This is a genomic window from Bradyrhizobium sp. LTSP885 (genome assembly GCF_000938305.1).
In the GTDB taxonomy this organism is placed as follows: domain Bacteria; phylum Pseudomonadota; class Alphaproteobacteria; order Rhizobiales; family Xanthobacteraceae; genus Bradyrhizobium.
Genome location: NZ_JYMT01000021.1, coordinates 406,347 through 422,259, shown reverse-complemented (window position 1 = coordinate 422,259; position 15,913 = coordinate 406,347). Strand labels below are relative to the sequence as shown.

Below are 15,913 nucleotides of genomic sequence, written 5' to 3'. Positions count from 1 at the left end.
GTCTATATCCTGCTGATCGTCGCGGAACGGTTTCGCGTACCGCGACCATTGGTGATTTATGCAGATTATCGAAATTACTGATCCAATAGAGGCCCGCCGTTGTCGCTACGCCCAATACCGGGGCGAAAAGGCGCGTTTGACGTTAAATGGGTTGCCGGTCACAGGGATGGTTCGTTCAGTCAAGGAAGACAGGTCCAGCATTCCGATGCGCTGGATCGTCTCGGTCGTACCTAAGGGCGTCGCGGCCTAGCTAGCCGATCAATCCGGAGCCATTGTTACCCTGACGACATCGCGCGCCACGGTCCGGACTTGTCTGAGCCTGATGGCATTCCCACAAGGGGAGAAGGAAGCAGCATCGCCAGCACACGCCAGCGGAAGAACGTCGTGTCCGGCGGCGGCGACAGGTTCGGGGTCCAGCCGCTGATCTTCTCCAGCGAATAGATATCCATCACCATGCCGCGCCAGCTGCGCTCGACGCGTTCGAGCGGCTGGCGTACAGCTGTCGTCTCATTCCACAGCGGCAGAGTGTTCTCCGGCTCACGCCCGACATAAAGGCCGATATGATCCTTGATCATGCTCATGCCGGGATCGGCAAAGCCCTGGAAGCGACCGCGCTCGTTGATTTCGACGACTGGCACACGGCCCTTCAGGAGCCAGCGCAGCATCGCATAGGTGCGATAATCCGTGGTCGCGACCCAGGTCGCGCCGGTGGCCTGCAATTGTGCTTCCACGCGCGCGGCAACCACATCATAGCCGGCCTCGATGCCAACAGGATCGGTGCGGCCGATCAGATTCCACGGCGCCACCGCGGAATAGAGGAAGACGCAGACGACGAACACGATGCCTGATGTCACCGCGGTCCGCGCCCAGAACACGGTGGATTTGACCAACCGGATCGACCAGCCCTCGAACGGCATCCGCGTGACGTTGATCGCAACGGCCGCCAAGCCCGCGGGCCACAGGAACATCGGCCAGGTGTCGCCGACCCGCAAGGTCAGCGACTTCCAGAGAAAGTAGGCGAACGGTACAATCACCGCGGTCGACAGCAGGATCGCGACCGGCTCGCGACCGCGATAGCCGCGCCACGCCATCAGCACCGTGGCGAACAGCGTCACCGGCAACAATACGAAGCCGACCAGGCCAAACTGGATGCCGATGAACTCTCCGACAGTTCGCAGCAGGAAGCCGTGATCGGCGATGGCGCGCACCGCCTGGAAGCGGAACGAGGCCCAATCGTGCTGCGCATTCCAGATCAACACCGGGGAGAATACGGCGATCGCGATCAGAGCGGCGAGATAAGGGTATGGGCTGCGCAGCCAGCGCCACCGCCAGTCCGGCACCAGCGCAAAGGCTGCTACCGCCGGTATCAGCATGATCGCGGTGAATTTCGACAATAGCGACAGCCCGGCAAACAGGCCAGCGGCGAGCCACCAGCGTCCGTCATTGCTTTGCGCTGTCAGCACCAGCGACCACAGCATCGCCACCGCGAACGGGATCAGCGCGGTGTCGGGGGCGACCTTGGCCATCAACAGCCCGTAATAGAGCGCGGCTTCCGGCAGCAGCAGCGCCAGGATGACGGCGCGGACATTATTGCGTGTGACGCGCCGGACGATGTCGGCGAGCAGGAGCTGGGTAACTAGCATGCCCACGACGCCGCTGAAGCGGACACCGAGATTGGTGTCGCCGAAGATCGCGGTGCCGAACCGGATGAACCAGGCGATCATGGGAGGATGGTCGAGGAAAGACAGCACGCTCTCCTTCGACCAGGTCCAGTAATAGGCCTCGTCGGTGCGCAGATCGAGCACGGAGGCATAGACCAGCCGCATCGCGGTCATCGCCGCGATCACAGCCACCACGCCAGCCCAATTGGGCCCGCGCGAACGGGCCGGCTTGACGTTGATGTTATCGGCTGGGGCTATCGTCACGGGGCGCTTTCTGTTCGACTCTTGAGGGGGTGTCAACGTGTGCCGGCACCCGCTATCACCCCGGCACGGTCCGGTGGTGGTGTTCACCGCGGGAATTAATCACTAGATTGCCGATCATGAATCACATGACCTCCCCCTCGCGCGAGCATTTTCAGGAGATGGTCCGCGGCGTCGGCCTGCGGCAGGTGCGCCTGGTCTCGGGCACGATCATATTCGCCTATCTCGTCAGCCACTTCCTCAACCATGCGTTGGGCAACATCTCGACCGAGGCGCTGGCGACCGGTGTCCACTATCACACGATGTTCTGGCGGTTCCTGCCAGTCACGATCCTGTTCTACGGCGCCTGCCTGGTGCACACCGCGCTCGGCATCTATGCGTTGTACCAGCGCCGCGAATTCCGCTGGAAGGCGATCGAGCCGCTGCAGCTCGTGCTCGGCCTGAGCATCCCGATGCTGATCATCTTCCACATCGTCGGAGTGCGGCTCGGCTATTCGCTTTACGGGCATCAAAAGCTCTACCCGCAGGAGCTCTACAATTTCTTCATCGCGTCACCGAACCGGCTGTGGCAGACGCTCGCGGTGATGGTAATCGCCTGGGTGCACGGCTGCATCGGGCTGTACTTCTGGCTGCGGCTGCGTCCGTTCTTCACGCGTGCCGCGCCATGGCTGCTCGCTGCCGCGGTGCTGATCCCGACGCTGGCGATGCTTGGCATCTACCAGGGCGGCCGCGCCATGATCTCCGACTATGACGATCCCGATTGGCGCAAGCAGGAGCTGTCGGTCGAGAAGCTCGGCACGGCGGCCCAAGGCAACATGCTCGAGCGCATCACCGGCGGTCTCACGTTCGGCTATCTCGGCCTGCTCGGCTTCGTCGTTATCGCGCGCGGCGCGCGCGCCTTGCTCGAGCGCCGCGGCGGCATGATCGCACTGTCCTACGGCAACGGACGCACCGTCCGGGTGCCGAAGGGATTGAGCGTGCTGGAGGCGAGCCTGCGCAACAACGTGCCGCATGCCAGCGTCTGCGGCGGCCGCGCGCGCTGCTCGACCTGCCGCATTCGCATCATCGGTGACGCCGCCTCGCTGCCCGAACCCTCGCCGCGCGAGGCCTTCGTGCTGCACCGGGTCGGCAGCGACGATCCATCGATCCGGCTGGCCTGCCAGCTGCGGCCGAATTCCGACCTCTCCTTCTTCCAGCTTTTCCTGCCGCACACGATGTCGGCGGATGGGCATGCCGGAAACCCGACACGGATCGGCCAGGAGCGCTATCTCGTCAGCATGTTCGTCGACATGCGCGGCTCGACGCAACTCGCCGAGAAACGGCTGCCGTTCGATACCGTGTTCATCGTCAACCGTTTCCTTGGCGCGGTGTCGCAGGCGGTGCTGGAATCCGGCGGACGGCCGAACCAGTTCATCGGCGACGGCATGCTGGCGCTGTTCGGGCTGGCTACGGGCCGACAGCAGGCCTGCCGCCAGGCGCTGCGCGCGGCGGCGCTGATCGCAGCCCATGTCGACGAGCTGAACCAGTTCCTCAGCCACGATTTGCATGAGCCGATCCGCTTCGGCATCGGCATCCATGGCGGCGAGGTGATCGTCGGCGACATCGGCTACCGCGACCACATGGTGTTCACCGCGCTCGGCGATGCGGTCAACGTCGCGGCACGGCTGCAGGACATGACCAAGAGCCTGGCCTGCGAAGCCGTGATCTCGGACGAAGTGCGCGTCACCGCGGGACTTGCCGACCACGCATTGCCTGCGCAGGAGGTCGCAATCCGCGGCCGCGATGAACCGATGACCGTGCGCACGGTGAAACAGACACACGTCTTGTCGGCGCTCGTCAGCGACGAGCGTGCAGTTGCGGCCTGACAGGTTCGGCGCCGCTGCCACCGACTGTGATCTGCCGCACACCTGAATGGGCGTTCAGCAACTGAGCTCGAACCCGCGCTCGCGAGGGGGCGACTGACGGACGATGGGTAACACTGCAACCCGCGCCGCGACAGAGCTCAACGCGCATTTGAAGGAGACCACCATGTTCCGCAAAGTCACTCTCGCTCTCGCCACTGCCGCCACCCTCGCCGCCGTCGCACTTACACCGACTGCTGCCTCCGCCAAGCCGTTCGGCTGGGGCGGCGGCTGGGGCGGCGGCGGTTGGCATCATCACTGGGGCCCGGGCTTCGGCGTTGGCGTCGGCTTCGTCGATACCGGCTGCTACGTCACCCGCCTGGTGCCGACGCCCTACGGCTATCGCTATCGCACCGTGAATGTCTGCGCGTACTGATCGAACCTTCCGGCTCGATCGAAACGCCCCGGTCGCCGACGCGGCCGGGGCTTTTCGTTGTTACGCAAGAGCGACCTTCGGAGCCACTTGGCGCCGGAAACCGTCCGATTTTGCGACGCATCAATTGACCACGAAACAGGCAGGTCGGCACCGGAGTCCCGCAAAGCCGGGGGTTTCCGGGCAAAAACACACCATCGTTTGATCTACCCAGCTTTTTGCAAACTGCTATCCTGCTCAGTACGGACAAGCCGGTTTGTGCGGGGATCGGCGGGTCTGATTTCGATTGATTCCGCGGAGACGACTGGAATGCCCAAAGGTACAGTGAAGTGGTTCAACCCGACCAAGGGTTATGGTTTCATCCAGCCCGCATCGGGCGGCAAAGACATTTTCGTGCATATTTCAGCAGTTCAGAAGGCTGGCCTTCAGTCGCTCAATGAAGGCCAGACGGTCGAGTACGACGAGGTTGCAAATCGCGGCAAGAGTTCAGCCGAAAACCTGAAGGTCTAGCGCGTCAGCGCCAGACCCAACGGCGCACTCTCGGACGCCATCCGGGGGTGGGGCCGATCCACCAAACCAGAGAGGGTGACGTTCGGCGGGGCGGGCACAGCGCCTGCGCGCCGTGACGTTGAGTTTTGACGGCCGCACGGAGACGCGCGCGACGTCTGTGAACGTCAGAGGCAGGTACCGCCCTGGCCGGAGCCGCACGGCACTTTCTTCGACAATTCCTGGATCTTGCGCTTGGACTCCGCCTGCGCCAGCACGTCGAACACGCTCGACGGCGCAAGCAGCGTCGCCTTGCGGAAATCGTCGGTCGCCTTGCCGGGGTGGTTAAGCGCCTCGTGCGCCTTGGCACGGGCGAACAGGCTCTCCACGGTTTCCTTCTGCGCGATCGAGCGGTCGAGATCCTCGACCGCCTTGGCGTAGTCGCGCTGCGCCGACCAGGCGATGCCGCGCAGCGTCAACGCGTCGTGATAATCCGGCCGGCTCGCCAGGACGAAATTCAGATCCTTCATGGCGTCGTCGGTCTTCTTCAGACCGAGATAGGCCCGCGCCCGCAGCACGTGCGCGAAAGGATCGGCGGGCACCTTGTCGATAATCTGGCCGAACGCCGCCACGGCGCGGTCGTACTGGGCCGAGGTCAACATCGCAAGCGCCCGGCCGAGCTGCGCCGTCGGGTCGGTGGGGATACGTTCCAGCACGCCGTTGATGTCGACCAGCCCCTCGTCGGTGCGGCCCTTCAACATCAGCGCCAGTCCGCGCCAGGATTTCGCCAGCAGGTTGGTCGGTGAGAGTGCCAGCGCCTGGTCAAAATCCAGCATCGCCTTGTCGGTCTGGTTGAGGCTGACATAGGCGAGTCCACGCTCGGTGAAGGCCAGCGAATCCTTGGCGTTGAGCGCGATCGAATGATCGTAGTCGGCAAGCGCATCCTGCGCCTTGCCGGTGCCTGCCTTGGCCATGCCGCGGCCGAGATAAGCCATCGCATTGTTTGGATCCAGCGCAATGGCGCGCGCCGCGTCGGCCATCGCGTCGTCGAACTGCCGAAGTCCCACCGCGATGATCGCGCGAAAAGCGATCAACGGCGCGTCGTTCGGCTTGAGCTTGAGCAGGTCGTTGATGTCGTTGCGCGCTTCCGCGCGCCGGCCGAGCCCGGTATAGGCCACGACTCGCAGCCGCAGCGCCGGCTCGTTGCGAGGATCGCCTGCCAGCACCTGGCTGAGGGGAACGATAGCGTTCGCATAATTGTGCTGCGCAAGGAACTGCTTGGCCTGGTCGATCTGCTGGTTGGTCGACGCCGTGACCGGCGCGGTCGGCGGGGCTATCGGAGCGGCAGGTGCCGCCTGAACCGGTGCGGCCGGTGACGGCGCGGGCGTGGTCGTGGTGCCGGCCTTGGCCAGTTCGGCCTGCATGGCCACCGCCTGCTGGCGCTGCTGCTGGACCTCCTTGTTGTCGGGAATGAACGACAGCAATTTGTCGAAGTCGGCAATGGCCCGCACGTAATCTCCCTTGGCGCTGTAGAGCTGGGCACGCGCGAAATAGGCGTTGCGCTCGGTCTGCGGCGCCTGCGCGACCGCGCGCGAAAAATCCTCGATCGCGTGATCGACGTCGCCTTTGCGGCGATAGGCCTGACCGCGCCAGTAGAATGCGTTCTGGGTGTTCGGATTGATCGCGAGCGCCGTATTGACGTCGGACAGCGCTGCATCGAGCTGCGCGGCTTCGACATGCGCTCGCGCCCGCCCGACATAGGCAGCAGGGATATCCTGGCGCAACGCGATCGCCTGGTCGAAATCCGCAAGTGCCTCCGTCCAGGCGCGCTGGTCGTTGCGCAGATTGCCGCGCGCCAGGAAGGCGATCGCGTTCTTCGGCTCGAGCTCGATAGCGCGGTCGAAATCGGCACGGGCCTGATCGAGGGTGCCCTTGCGCTGCCGCGCGTAGCCCCGCGCGAGCAACCCCGGCACGAATTGCGGATTCAGTTGCAGCGCGGCCTCGGCATCACCAAGTGCCTGATCGGCTTTCCCGCGGCCGACATAGAAGCGCGAGCGGCCAGCGAGGGCCTTGGTCCGGTCCTCCGCGGAGCGCGCGGCATCGTCGATGATGGTCGAACAGGCCGCCTCGACCTTGTCCTGCGCCGGCCCATTGCAATCCTCGAGGTCGCCGGCGTGCGCCGGCATCGATACCGTGGACAACAGCAGCAGCACGCCAGCCAGAAACAGATGGAGATAAGCGCCGCGCGTCGCGGTATCAAAACAGCTCACGTGTGACTGCATGTCCCGGCCCCGGCACCGATTGAGCGCTTTTTGTATCCCTACAATCAATGCGGGTGCAACGCCACGGCGCGGGCGGCGCGGCAGCGGAATTCAGCAGTTCAATCTTCCGTCACCCATTGGGCGACGGTCATGACGTCAGGCGGCTGCAGATAGCCGCGCGGCCAGAGGTCGACCGCCCATTCCACCTTGGTCGCGCGCTCGACCAGGACAGCGGTGTTGTGCGGCGTCTGCATCAGGTGAAATCCGCGATAATGGGGATCACCGACATCATGAAACCTGAACAGGTTCCACGCCTGCATCACCAGCATCAGGCTGGTGGTGTTGCGGGTGGTGTCCCAGCAATCGTAATTGTGCTTGTCGTCGTTGGCGCGGAAGTCCGCTTTCTCCACGCGCTTGTCGGTGCCGAGGATCGGTCCCATGTGGCGGTCGAGCCAGATCACCGCCTTCTGCACCGCGGCGCGCTCGGCCGCGGCGTTGGCGCGGCCGCCAGCCATGATCCTGCTCAGCGCCGCCTTGTCGCCAGCGGTGAAGTTGAGCATCTCGCGGCGCCGGCAAACGAAGCCGTAGCAGACCGTCATCGTCGTTGCCGATGGTGGATAGATCGTGACCGAGGAATAAAGCTGCGCCTGACCGGCGCTGAGCTCGGCTGCGGCGGCAGTCGTGACCAATGGCAACGACAGAACGATGGCAGCAACTGCGCCAGCGAATGCGGCCCGCCCCGCTCTTATCGGCTGATCGGCGTCTTTCATTGTCACTGCCCCAACTGGCAGCAGAATTAGCGCGGGCGGATCGAGATGCCAATACGCCCGACGCATGGCTGTAGATCACATCACGACGATCTCAGCCGACCGGCAGCGGCGCGTCGCGCTTGACTTCTTCCATCACGGCGTAGGTTCGCGTCTCGCGCACGCCCGGCAACGCCAGCAGGGTTTCGCCGAGGAACCGGCGATAGGCCGTCATGTTGGCGACCCGCGCCTTGACCAGATAGTCGAAGCCGCCGGCCACCATGTGGCACTCCAGCACTTCCGGTGCGGTCTGGACCGCCTTTGCGAACCGCTCGAACACGTCGGGCGTGGTCTTGTCGAGCAACACTTCGACGAACACCAGCAAGCCCAGCCCGAGCAAATGCGGATTGAGCCGTGCGCCATAGCCCTCGACAAAGCCGTCGCGCTGCAGCCGCTTCAGCCGCTCGCCGACCGAAGTGGGCGACAATCCGATGCGCTCCGCCAGCTCGACATTGGCGATCCGGCCATCTCCTTGCAAAATAGAGAGGATTTTGCGGTCTATCTTGTCAATATCTGTCATATATCCGGAATATCTCGAGTTTATCCTTATCTTCTAAGGCAAACCTGCTAATTTGTCTATCGAACTACGGTTCATGAGCGCGTAGGTGTTCCCGTGATTGCAGAAGGAACCGCCAATGCCAGACGCCGATCGCCTCCCGCCCCTGTTCAGCCCACCCTACGCGCCCAATGATGCCGCTATCGCCGCCCGCCTGCTGCAGGATGCCGGGCTAGACGCGGACCGGGAGGTACGGATCGATCGCACCGCGACGCGGCTGATCGAAGCGATCAGGGCCAATGACGATCGGTTCGGCGGGGTCGAGGACATGCTGCGCGAGTTCGCGCTCTCGACCAAGGAGGGGCTGGCGCTGATGGTGCTGGCGGAGGCCCTGCTGCGGGTGCCTGATGCCCGCACCGCCGACCAATTCATCGAGGACAAGCTCGGCCAGGGCGACTTCGTCCATCATGAGACCAAGTCGAGCGCGTTCCTGGTCAACGCATCGGCCTGGGCGCTCGGGATGTCGGCGCGGGTGATCCAGCCTGGCGAGACGCCGCAGGGCACGATCGGACGATTGACCAAGCGGCTCGGCGCGCCGGCGGTGCGCGCAGCGACCCGGCAGGCGATGCGGCTGATGGGCAGCCATTTCGTGCTCGGCGAGACCATCGCGGCGGCATTGGCGCGCGCGCAATCGCGTTCGGACCGCGCCCCGCGCTATTCCTTCGACATGCTCGGCGAGGGCGCCCGCACCGCCGACGACGCCCAGCGCTATTTCGAATCCTACGCCCGCGCGATCGAGGCGATCGGTCACGCGGCCGGCTCGCGTCCCCTGCCCGAACGTCCCGGCATCTCCGTCAAGCTGTCCGCACTGCATCCACGCTTCGAGGCGGTGAGCCGCGCGCGGGTGATGACCGAGTTGGTGCCGCGCCTGGTCGATCTGGCGCGTCGCGCCAAGGCATTCGACCTCAACTTCACCGTCGATGCCGAGGAGGCCGACCGGCTGGAACTGTCGCTCGACGTGCTCGCTGCCGCCTTCGCCGAGCCGTCGCTCGCCGGCTGGAACGGCTTTGGCCTCGCAATCCAGGCCTATCAGAAGCGCGCCGCTGAGGTGATCGATTACGTCGATGCGCTGGCGCGTGGCCTCAACCGGAAAATGATGGTGCGCCTGGTCAAGGGCGCCTATTGGGACACCGAGATCAAGCGCGCGCAGGAGCGCGGCCTCGACGGCTATCCGGTCTTCACCCGCAAGGCGATGACCGATCTGAACTACGTCGCCTGCGCGCGAAAACTGCTCGCGCTGCGGCCGCGGCTGTTTCCGCAATTCGCCACCCACAACGCGCTGACGGTCGCGACCATCCTCGAACTAGCCGACGATGCCACGAGCTTCGAATTCCAGCGCCTGCACGGCATGGGCGAAGCGCTCTATGCGCAACTCAGCGACGACAGGCCGGAGATCGCCTATCGCACCTATGCGCCGGTCGGCAGCCATCGCGACCTGCTCGCCTATCTGGTGCGGCGGCTGCTGGAGAACGGCGCCAACTCCTCCTTCGTCGCGCTCGCAGCCGACGACAAGGTGCCGATCGTAAGCCTCTTGCGCCGCCCCGCCGAGATCATCGGCACTGACGGCAACGCCGGTCATCCCGAGATTCCGCTGCCGGCCGATCTCTATCGGCCGCAGCGCGAGAATTCGCGCGGTATCGAGTTCGGCGACCGCGCCGCGCTCGAGAGGGTTACATCGGCGATTGCCGCCGAGACGGTAACGCCTCACACGGTCACCGCATTCACACTGGACCAGGCCAATGCAGCCGTCGCCGAAGCACGCCGCGGCTTCAAGGCCTGGAACGCAATGCCGGCCGGACGCCGCGCCGACATCCTGGACAAGGCCGCGGACCTGCTGGAGCAGCGTCGCGCGCATTTCATTGCGCTGTTGCAGAGCGAGGGCGGCAAGACGCTCGACGACGCGCTCTCGGAAGTGCGCGAGGCGACTGATTTCTGCCGCTACTACGCGGCACTCGGGCGGAAACTGTTCGGCGCCGGCGATACGATGCCTGGCCCGACGGGCGAGAACAACGTCCTGACGTTGCGCGGTCGCGGCGCTTTCGTCGCGATCTCGCCGTGGAATTTCCCGCTGGCGATCTTTTTGGGCCAGGTCACTGCCGCGCTGATGTCCGGCAACCCGGTGATCGCAAAGCCGGCCGAGCAGACGCCGCTGGTCGCGCTCGAGGCTATCCGGCTACTGCATGAGGCCGGCGTGCCGGCGTCAGCGCTGCACCTCGTCCAGGGCGATGGTGCGATCGGCGCGGCGCTGGTCGCACACAAGCAGGTCTCCGGCGTCGTCTTCACCGGCTCGACGGAGGTTGCGCGCGCGATCAACCGGACGCTGGCGGCCAAGGACGGCCCGATTGTGCCGCTGATCGCGGAGACCGGCGGCATCAATGCGATGATCGTCGACGCGACCGCGCTGCCGGAACAGGTCGCCGACGACGTCGTGATGTCGGCTTTCCGTTCGGCAGGCCAGCGCTGCTCGGCGCTGCGGCTGCTGTTCGTGCAGGACGACGTCGCCGACCGCATGATCGAGATGATCGCGGGTGCGGCGCGCGAATTGAAGCTCGGCGATCCCTCGGATCCGTCCACGCATGTTGGGCCGGTGATCGATGTCGAGGCAAAGCAGCGTCTGGACGCGCATATCGCGCGGATGAAAAAGCAGGCGCGCGTGCATTTCGCCGGCGAGGCGCCGGCCGGAAATTTCGTCGCGCCGCATATCTTCGAACTGTCTGACGCCGCCCAACTCACGGAAGAAGTGTTCGGTCCGATCCTCCATGTGGTGCGCTACCGGGCCGACAAACTCGGCGAGGTTCTGACGGCGATCGAGGCGACCGGATTTGGGCTGACGCTTGGCATCCACTCCCGCATCGACGACACGGTCGAGGACGTGATCGACCGCTTGCAGGTCGGTAACATCTACGTCAACCGCAACATGATCGGCGCCGTGGTCGGCGTGCAGCCGTTCGGCGGCAGCGGCCTCTCCGGCACCGGCCCGAAGGCCGGCGGCCCGCATTACCTCGCGCGCTTCGCCACCGAACAGACGGTGACGATCAATACCGCCGCCGCGGGCGGCAATGCGGCGCTGATGGCGGGGATGGAGTAACGATATCCACCGTCATTCCGGGATGGTGCGCGAGCACCAGACCCGGAATCTCGAGATTCCGGGTTCGATGCTTCGCATCGCCCCGGAATGACGCCGTTGCGCCACACCCCTGACATAGGTCAAATAGCGGCTCGATCGGGATCATCGCACGCGGTAATTCCAGCCACCGGAAAAAGACCAACAAGCGCACGGGAGCGACGGCACGATGGAAAAAGGCATTTTTGACGGGCTCAAGGTCCTGGACTGCGCGAGCTTCATCGCAGCGCCCGCGGCTGCCACCGTGCTGTCCGACTTCGGCGCCGACGTCATCAAGATCGAACCGCCGGGCGCTGGCGATCCCTACCGGAATCTGCCTAACCTGCCGGGTTATCCGGCAAGCGAACACAATTTCGCGTGGATGCTGGAGGCGCGCAACAAGAAGAGCCTGGCGCTCGACCTCACCAAGCCGGATGCGCAACAAGTGCTCTACAAGCTCGTCGCGGAGGCCGACGTCTTCATCACCAACATGCCGCCGCAGGTGCGCGCGAAGCTCGGCATCACCTACGACCATCTCGCCCATCTCAACGACCGGCTGGTCTACGCGTCCTTCACCGGCTACGGCGAAAAGGGCGAAGAGGCCAACAAGCCCGGCTTCGACTCCAACGCCTATTGGGCGCGTTCCGGCCTGATGGACCTGGTGCGTGCCGACGAGGACACCACCCCGGCCCGTTCCGTTGCCGGCATGGGCGATCACCCCTGCGCGATGGCGTTCTATGGCGCGATCGTCACCGCGCTGTTCCAGCGCGAGAAGACCGGCAAGGGCTCGCACGTCTCGACCAATCTGATGGCCAACGGCGTCTGGGCCAATGGCGTGCTGGCGCAGGCCAAGCTGGTTGGCGCCAAGTTCAAGAAACGCAAGCCGCGCCAAGAGGCGCTGAACGCCGTGACCAACCACTACAAGTGCCGGGATGGCCGCTGGGTCATCCTGTCGCTGCTCAACGAGGAGCGGCAATGGCCGACGCTGGCGCGCTGCATGGGCCGCGAGGACCTCGTCACCGATCAACGTTTTGCCACCAAGGCGGACCGCCATGCGCGCTCGATCGAGCTGATCAATATCTTCGACGAGGTGTTTGCAAGCAAGGACCTCGCCGAATGGCGCAAGATCCTCGACGGCAATGGCCTGGTGTTCGGCGTCGTCGGCATCCTCGACGACATCCCGACCGACAAGCAGATGATCGAGAACGAGGTGCTGGTGCGCTTCGAGAACGACACCATGCTGACCGTCAACAGCCCGATCTTCATCGACGGCGCCAAAAAGGTGCAGCCGCGCAAGCCGCCCGAACTCGGCGAGCACTCCGACGAGATTTTGCGGCAGGCCGGCTACGACGAGGCCACGATCCAGAAGCTGCGCGCCTCGGGCGCGGTGGCGTAGTCACGTCAAGCTAATGCTGCCTGTTCTCCCTCGCCCCGCCCTTGCGGGGAGAGGATTGGGGTGAGGGGCTCTCCTCCGCGAGCAATATGCTTCGATAGACCTGTACCCCTCACCCGGATTGCGTCTGCGATGCAATCCGACCTCTCCCCGCAAGCGTGGCGAGGTAAGCGTTCAGCGCTTCAGCCAGGCCCAGACGATGGCGACAACGATGACGCCGATGATGACCGCGACCGCTATCGCCCAGCTACTGACGCGCACGGCGCTCACGGCCTGCCGATCGGCCTCGTTCTCCGCGATCTTACGGTTGCGCTGCTTGTCCTGGTCGGGAGCACTCATCGGCCGGTCTCCGCTCAAGGGCTGTTCAAGTCCTGGTCGCGGCCGGCAGTGTAGCATCAAATGATGACGCCAGAAGCCAACTTGCTACCGGCTTTTGATGAAGCACATGCCCATGCGCGAGGTTTGGCCAGCGACCTGGCAGGCCAGCCCCTCGGCGCAACCCCAGCCGCGAAAGCTGCGGTCGGTCTCGGTTGGCTTTGCGCCCGGCAGGTAACAATGCGCACCCCAGCCGTCGCTATATTCGGTACCGGCGAGCTCGGCGCTGCCGCGCAATTGCGGGCGATTGGAGAAGCCGCGTGAAAAATCCGGCGGCTTGCCGTCGCGGAAGCTTGCGAGGACATCGCGGCGACGGATCTGGTCGGCGAAGAAATGCGGCGAAGCCGGCACCACGGTGGAATTCGACGGCTTTGCCGCCATCCAGTCGACGCCAGGGAAATGAAAGCCGCCGATGCCGCGGGTCTGGTGGCAGCCCGCGCAGGTGACGTCGTTGAGACGCCGCTCGAAGCCGGCGAGCGACTGGATGTTCTGCAGCCGCGTTCCATCGGCTGCGGCCTTTTTCAGTGCCCCGACGACGTCATTCTCCGAGAACACCGCCTTGTCCGTGCCCTTGCCCTGCACCAATCCGAACTCGGGCTGCAGGTCGCTGACGTCGAAGCCGACCGGGGTCGGCGCGACGGCGCTATTGGCGAGGAATTTCTCCGGGATCAAGAGCGTGCCGCGATCGAACTCGGCAAAATGCGCGGGATCGAGCAACCACGCCTTGAAATCGCGCCTCAGCCCCTCATCCGCCAGGATGCGATCGCGATCGATCTGGTTCTCCATCGGGGCTTCAGCGAAGCGCTTCGCCGCGCGGTCATAGTTGAACACCTTCAAAAGATAATCGGTGCGGAAATCGCGCACCGCCGATTTCGGCGCGTGTGCGATCTGCAGATTGGTCTCGATCCGATCGATATTGGCGGGACCGATCAGCTCGAGCGGGCCGTCCTTGCCGAACAGTTTCCCCACCATCGGCGGAGAGTTGCCCGCCGCGAGCCAGCGCCGCGCAATCTCGCGACAGGTGACCGACGCATCGTCGGCATCGCCCCTCGCCTTCAGCACCAGGTTCAGCGTCATCGGCAAGCGCTGCGACACCGCGTTCTCGCCGATCGGCGGCATGTCAGTGCGCGTCAGCCGATAGATCAACCGGATCTCGCCGCAACTTGCCGGCGCCACATAGGCGCGGTCCATCCGGTTGACGATGCCCGACAGCACGAAGCGGACGTCGGGGGACTCGAACAGGCCGCGATCGAACAGCTGGAACGCGTAGCCATCGCCGACACCGATGCTCTCGTTCGGCAGGCTGGCCTTGCGCCTCCCGACATAGCGGTCGAACTCGCGCTCCAGCGCCTCGCGCACCGGAAGCATCGACGGCAATCCGAACAGCTCGCTGTTGGGCAGCGGAAGGCTGACTGAGCGTTCCGGCCACAGCATGCGGCCGAGGTCGAGGCGGCCCTGATCGAGCTCGCGCAGGATCGCGGGATCGATAATCGCCGCTCCGCGTTCGAGCGCACGATCATTGCCGGCGCGTGCGGGCACGGCGCCGCAGATCAGGAGAGACAGGACAAAAAGACATCTCAGCACGCGGTTCATGCCTGCACTAACACCGCGTGGCGAAGCCTATTCAAGAAAAAAGGCGCTTCACACCGCAGTGAAGCGCCTTGGTATTGTCGCGTTTCAGCGATCAGCGCGAAACGATCAGGCCCTTGCTGGTGACGACCACCCAGCGTCCATCCTGCTTGCGGATGGCGTCGACGCGGCCGAGACCGGGGATGGGATCGCCGGCATAGACCTCATAGATGCCGCCGCGGCCCTCGATCAGCGCGCCACCATTGCCGACGTCGCGGAGCGCCCAGCCATCGACCACCGGCAGGCGGGCGACCTCGACTTTGGGTGCACCGGCCGCTGTGGTCGCAGACGGCGTGACCGTGCCTGTGACGTCCCTGGCAGCAGCGGGTGTCAGCGCGGCAACCGGCGCTGCCGGCGGCGTGGCACGGAGCTTGTCGACGGCTTCGCTGAGCTTGGCGAGCCTGGCCATCGGCTCGGCCTGCGACTTCTCGACCTTTTCGAGGCGATCACTGGTCTTGTTGAACTGAACCGTGCCGGCCCTGGCGGTCTGGTCGACACTGGACTTCAGGGCAAGGATTTCGGCATCGATCCGGGCGATCGAGGCGTTGACAGCATCCTTCGTGGTGTCCTGCGCGGCCGCAACGGCCGGAGTGGTGGCGTGACCGAAACCCCCGGTCGCCAGCGCACCGCCGATCGCGCCAGCCACTGTTGCCAGCGCCACCATTGCGGCCATCGCCGCGACACGGCGCATGCCGGATGGCTTGGCGGCCTCCTCGGCGGCCGGCTTCGAAGCGGTCCCCTCATGCTCCCAGGCGCGGTCGCCCGGCGCCATGATCATCAGCTTGCCCGGGGAGCGCGGCTCGTCCTGCTTGCCGGCCTCGACCTCGGGCACGTCCATCTTCGGCAGCTCGACCTTCGGCGCTTCCATTTTGGACGCATCGATTTTGGGGGCGTCCGCCTTCGGCGACGTCTCTTCCTGGTCTGGCGCCAGCCTGACAGCCTCGACATCGGCCGCGGCCGCGGCCGTCAGCGGGTGGTTTTGCGCCGCGATTTCGGCGCCGGTCTCACCGCTGACCGGCTCGCTCTGCTGCTCACTCACGTTCAAAATCTCCAGACTGGGTTGACTTTTTGGTAACTTTTATTGCTTGCGAAATCGTTACTGCACCTG

At 64.8% G+C, this 15,913-nt stretch carries 12 protein-coding genes; 5 read left to right on the top strand and 7 right to left on the bottom strand.

Annotated features, from left to right (window positions below; all coding sequences use genetic code 11):
- Window positions 1-275 precede the first annotated feature (275 nt).
- Window positions 276-1,835: a glycosyltransferase family 39 protein gene (locus UP09_RS15885; RefSeq protein ID WP_044539224.1), complete on the bottom strand. Its 1,560-nt coding sequence runs from the start codon at window positions 1,833-1,835 to the stop codon at window positions 276-278.
- Between the two features lie 215 nt (window positions 1,836-2,050).
- On the opposite strand from UP09_RS15885, the gene UP09_RS15880 reads away from it, so the two are divergent.
- The 3 genes from UP09_RS15880 to UP09_RS15870 all read left to right on the top strand — a co-directional run bounded on the left by UP09_RS15880 (window position 2,051) and on the right by UP09_RS15870 (window position 4,706).
- The gene (locus tag UP09_RS15880) at window positions 2,051-3,787 is read left to right on the top strand and encodes an adenylate/guanylate cyclase domain-containing protein (RefSeq protein WP_044539223.1); all 1,737 of its coding nucleotides are present in this window, start codon (window positions 2,051-2,053) and stop codon (window positions 3,785-3,787) included.
- 103 nt (window positions 3,788-3,890) lie between these two features.
- Entirely contained in the window at window positions 3,891-4,199 is a 309-nt protein-coding gene (locus UP09_RS15875) for a hypothetical protein (RefSeq protein ID WP_502689055.1), read from the top strand.
- Window positions 4,200-4,505: 306 nt separating this feature from the next.
- Entirely contained in the window at window positions 4,506-4,706 is a 201-nt protein-coding gene (locus UP09_RS15870) for a cold-shock protein (RefSeq protein WP_044539099.1), read from the top strand.
- 164 nt (window positions 4,707-4,870) lie between these two features.
- Here the strand turns inward: UP09_RS15870 and UP09_RS15865 are convergent, their stop codons facing one another.
- The 3 genes from UP09_RS15865 to UP09_RS15855 all read right to left on the bottom strand — a co-directional run bounded on the left by UP09_RS15865 (window position 4,871) and on the right by UP09_RS15855 (window position 8,269).
- Window positions 4,871-6,964 carry a tetratricopeptide repeat protein gene (locus tag UP09_RS15865; RefSeq protein ID WP_044539098.1) on the bottom strand — a complete coding sequence of 698 codons (2,094 nt, stop codon included), beginning with the start codon at window positions 6,962-6,964 and terminating at the stop codon, window positions 4,871-4,873.
- Window positions 6,965-7,062: 98 nt separating this feature from the next.
- Window positions 7,063-7,713, bottom strand: a complete 651-nt coding sequence (locus UP09_RS15860; RefSeq protein ID WP_044539097.1) for a hypothetical protein — start codon at window positions 7,711-7,713, stop codon at window positions 7,063-7,065.
- A gap of 91 nt (window positions 7,714-7,804) precedes the next feature.
- Window positions 7,805-8,269, bottom strand: a complete 465-nt coding sequence (locus UP09_RS15855) for an Lrp/AsnC ligand binding domain-containing protein (RefSeq protein ID WP_044539096.1) — start codon at window positions 8,267-8,269, stop codon at window positions 7,805-7,807.
- Window positions 8,270-8,384: 115 nt separating this feature from the next.
- On the opposite strand from UP09_RS15855, the gene putA reads away from it, so the two are divergent.
- Entirely contained in the window at window positions 8,385-11,393 is a 3,009-nt protein-coding gene (gene putA / locus UP09_RS15850) for a bifunctional proline dehydrogenase/L-glutamate gamma-semialdehyde dehydrogenase PutA (RefSeq protein WP_044539095.1), read from the top strand.
- A gap of 205 nt (window positions 11,394-11,598) precedes the next feature.
- Window positions 11,599-12,804: a CaiB/BaiF CoA transferase family protein gene (locus UP09_RS15845; protein ID WP_044539094.1), complete on the top strand. Its 1,206-nt coding sequence runs from the start codon at window positions 11,599-11,601 to the stop codon at window positions 12,802-12,804.
- A 171-nt stretch (window positions 12,805-12,975) separates the two neighbouring features.
- Here UP09_RS15845 and UP09_RS38125 read toward each other — a convergent pair whose 3' ends face one another.
- From UP09_RS38125 to UP09_RS15835, 3 genes are all read right to left on the bottom strand, one after another.
- Window positions 12,976-13,140 carry a hypothetical protein gene (locus UP09_RS38125; protein WP_197082677.1) on the bottom strand — a complete coding sequence of 55 codons (165 nt, stop codon included), beginning with the start codon at window positions 13,138-13,140 and terminating at the stop codon, window positions 12,976-12,978.
- 84 nt (window positions 13,141-13,224) lie between these two features.
- Complete coding sequence (locus tag UP09_RS15840; protein ID WP_044539093.1) at window positions 13,225-14,769, bottom strand: hypothetical protein; 1,545 nt, start codon at window positions 14,767-14,769, stop codon at window positions 13,225-13,227.
- A gap of 91 nt (window positions 14,770-14,860) precedes the next feature.
- Complete coding sequence (locus UP09_RS15835) at window positions 14,861-15,850, bottom strand: hypothetical protein (protein WP_044539092.1); 990 nt, start codon at window positions 15,848-15,850, stop codon at window positions 14,861-14,863.
- Window positions 15,851-15,913: the final 63 nt, after the last annotated feature.

Excerpts from the sequence above, each read along its gene's own strand:
- UP09_RS15845 (WP_044539094.1), top strand. The coding sequence starts at position 11,599 with ATGGAAAAAGGCATTTTTGACGGGCTCAAGGTCCTGGACTGCGCGAGC.
- UP09_RS15865 (WP_044539098.1), bottom strand. The coding sequence starts at position 6,964 with ATGCAGTCACACGTGAGCTGTTTTGATACCGCGACGCGCGGCGCTTAT.
- UP09_RS15875 (WP_502689055.1), top strand. The coding sequence starts at position 3,891 with ATGGGTAACACTGCAACCCGCGCCGCGACAGAGCTCAACGCGCATTTG.
- UP09_RS15860 (WP_044539097.1), bottom strand. The coding sequence starts at position 7,713 with ATGAAAGACGCCGATCAGCCGATAAGAGCGGGGCGGGCCGCATTCGCT.
- UP09_RS15880 (WP_044539223.1), top strand. The coding sequence starts at position 2,051 with ATGACCTCCCCCTCGCGCGAGCATTTTCAGGAGATGGTCCGCGGCGTC.
- putA (WP_044539095.1), top strand. The coding sequence starts at position 8,385 with ATGCCAGACGCCGATCGCCTCCCGCCCCTGTTCAGCCCACCCTACGCG.
- UP09_RS38125 (WP_197082677.1), bottom strand. The coding sequence starts at position 13,140 with ATGAGTGCTCCCGACCAGGACAAGCAGCGCAACCGTAAGATCGCGGAG.
- UP09_RS15855 (WP_044539096.1), bottom strand. The coding sequence starts at position 8,269 with ATGACAGATATTGACAAGATAGACCGCAAAATCCTCTCTATTTTGCAA.
- UP09_RS15840 (WP_044539093.1), bottom strand. The coding sequence starts at position 14,769 with ATGAACCGCGTGCTGAGATGTCTTTTTGTCCTGTCTCTCCTGATCTGC.
- UP09_RS15885 (WP_044539224.1), bottom strand. The coding sequence starts at position 1,835 with ATGACCGCGATGCGGCTGGTCTATGCCTCCGTGCTCGATCTGCGCACC.
- UP09_RS15870 (WP_044539099.1), top strand. The coding sequence starts at position 4,506 with ATGCCCAAAGGTACAGTGAAGTGGTTCAACCCGACCAAGGGTTATGGT.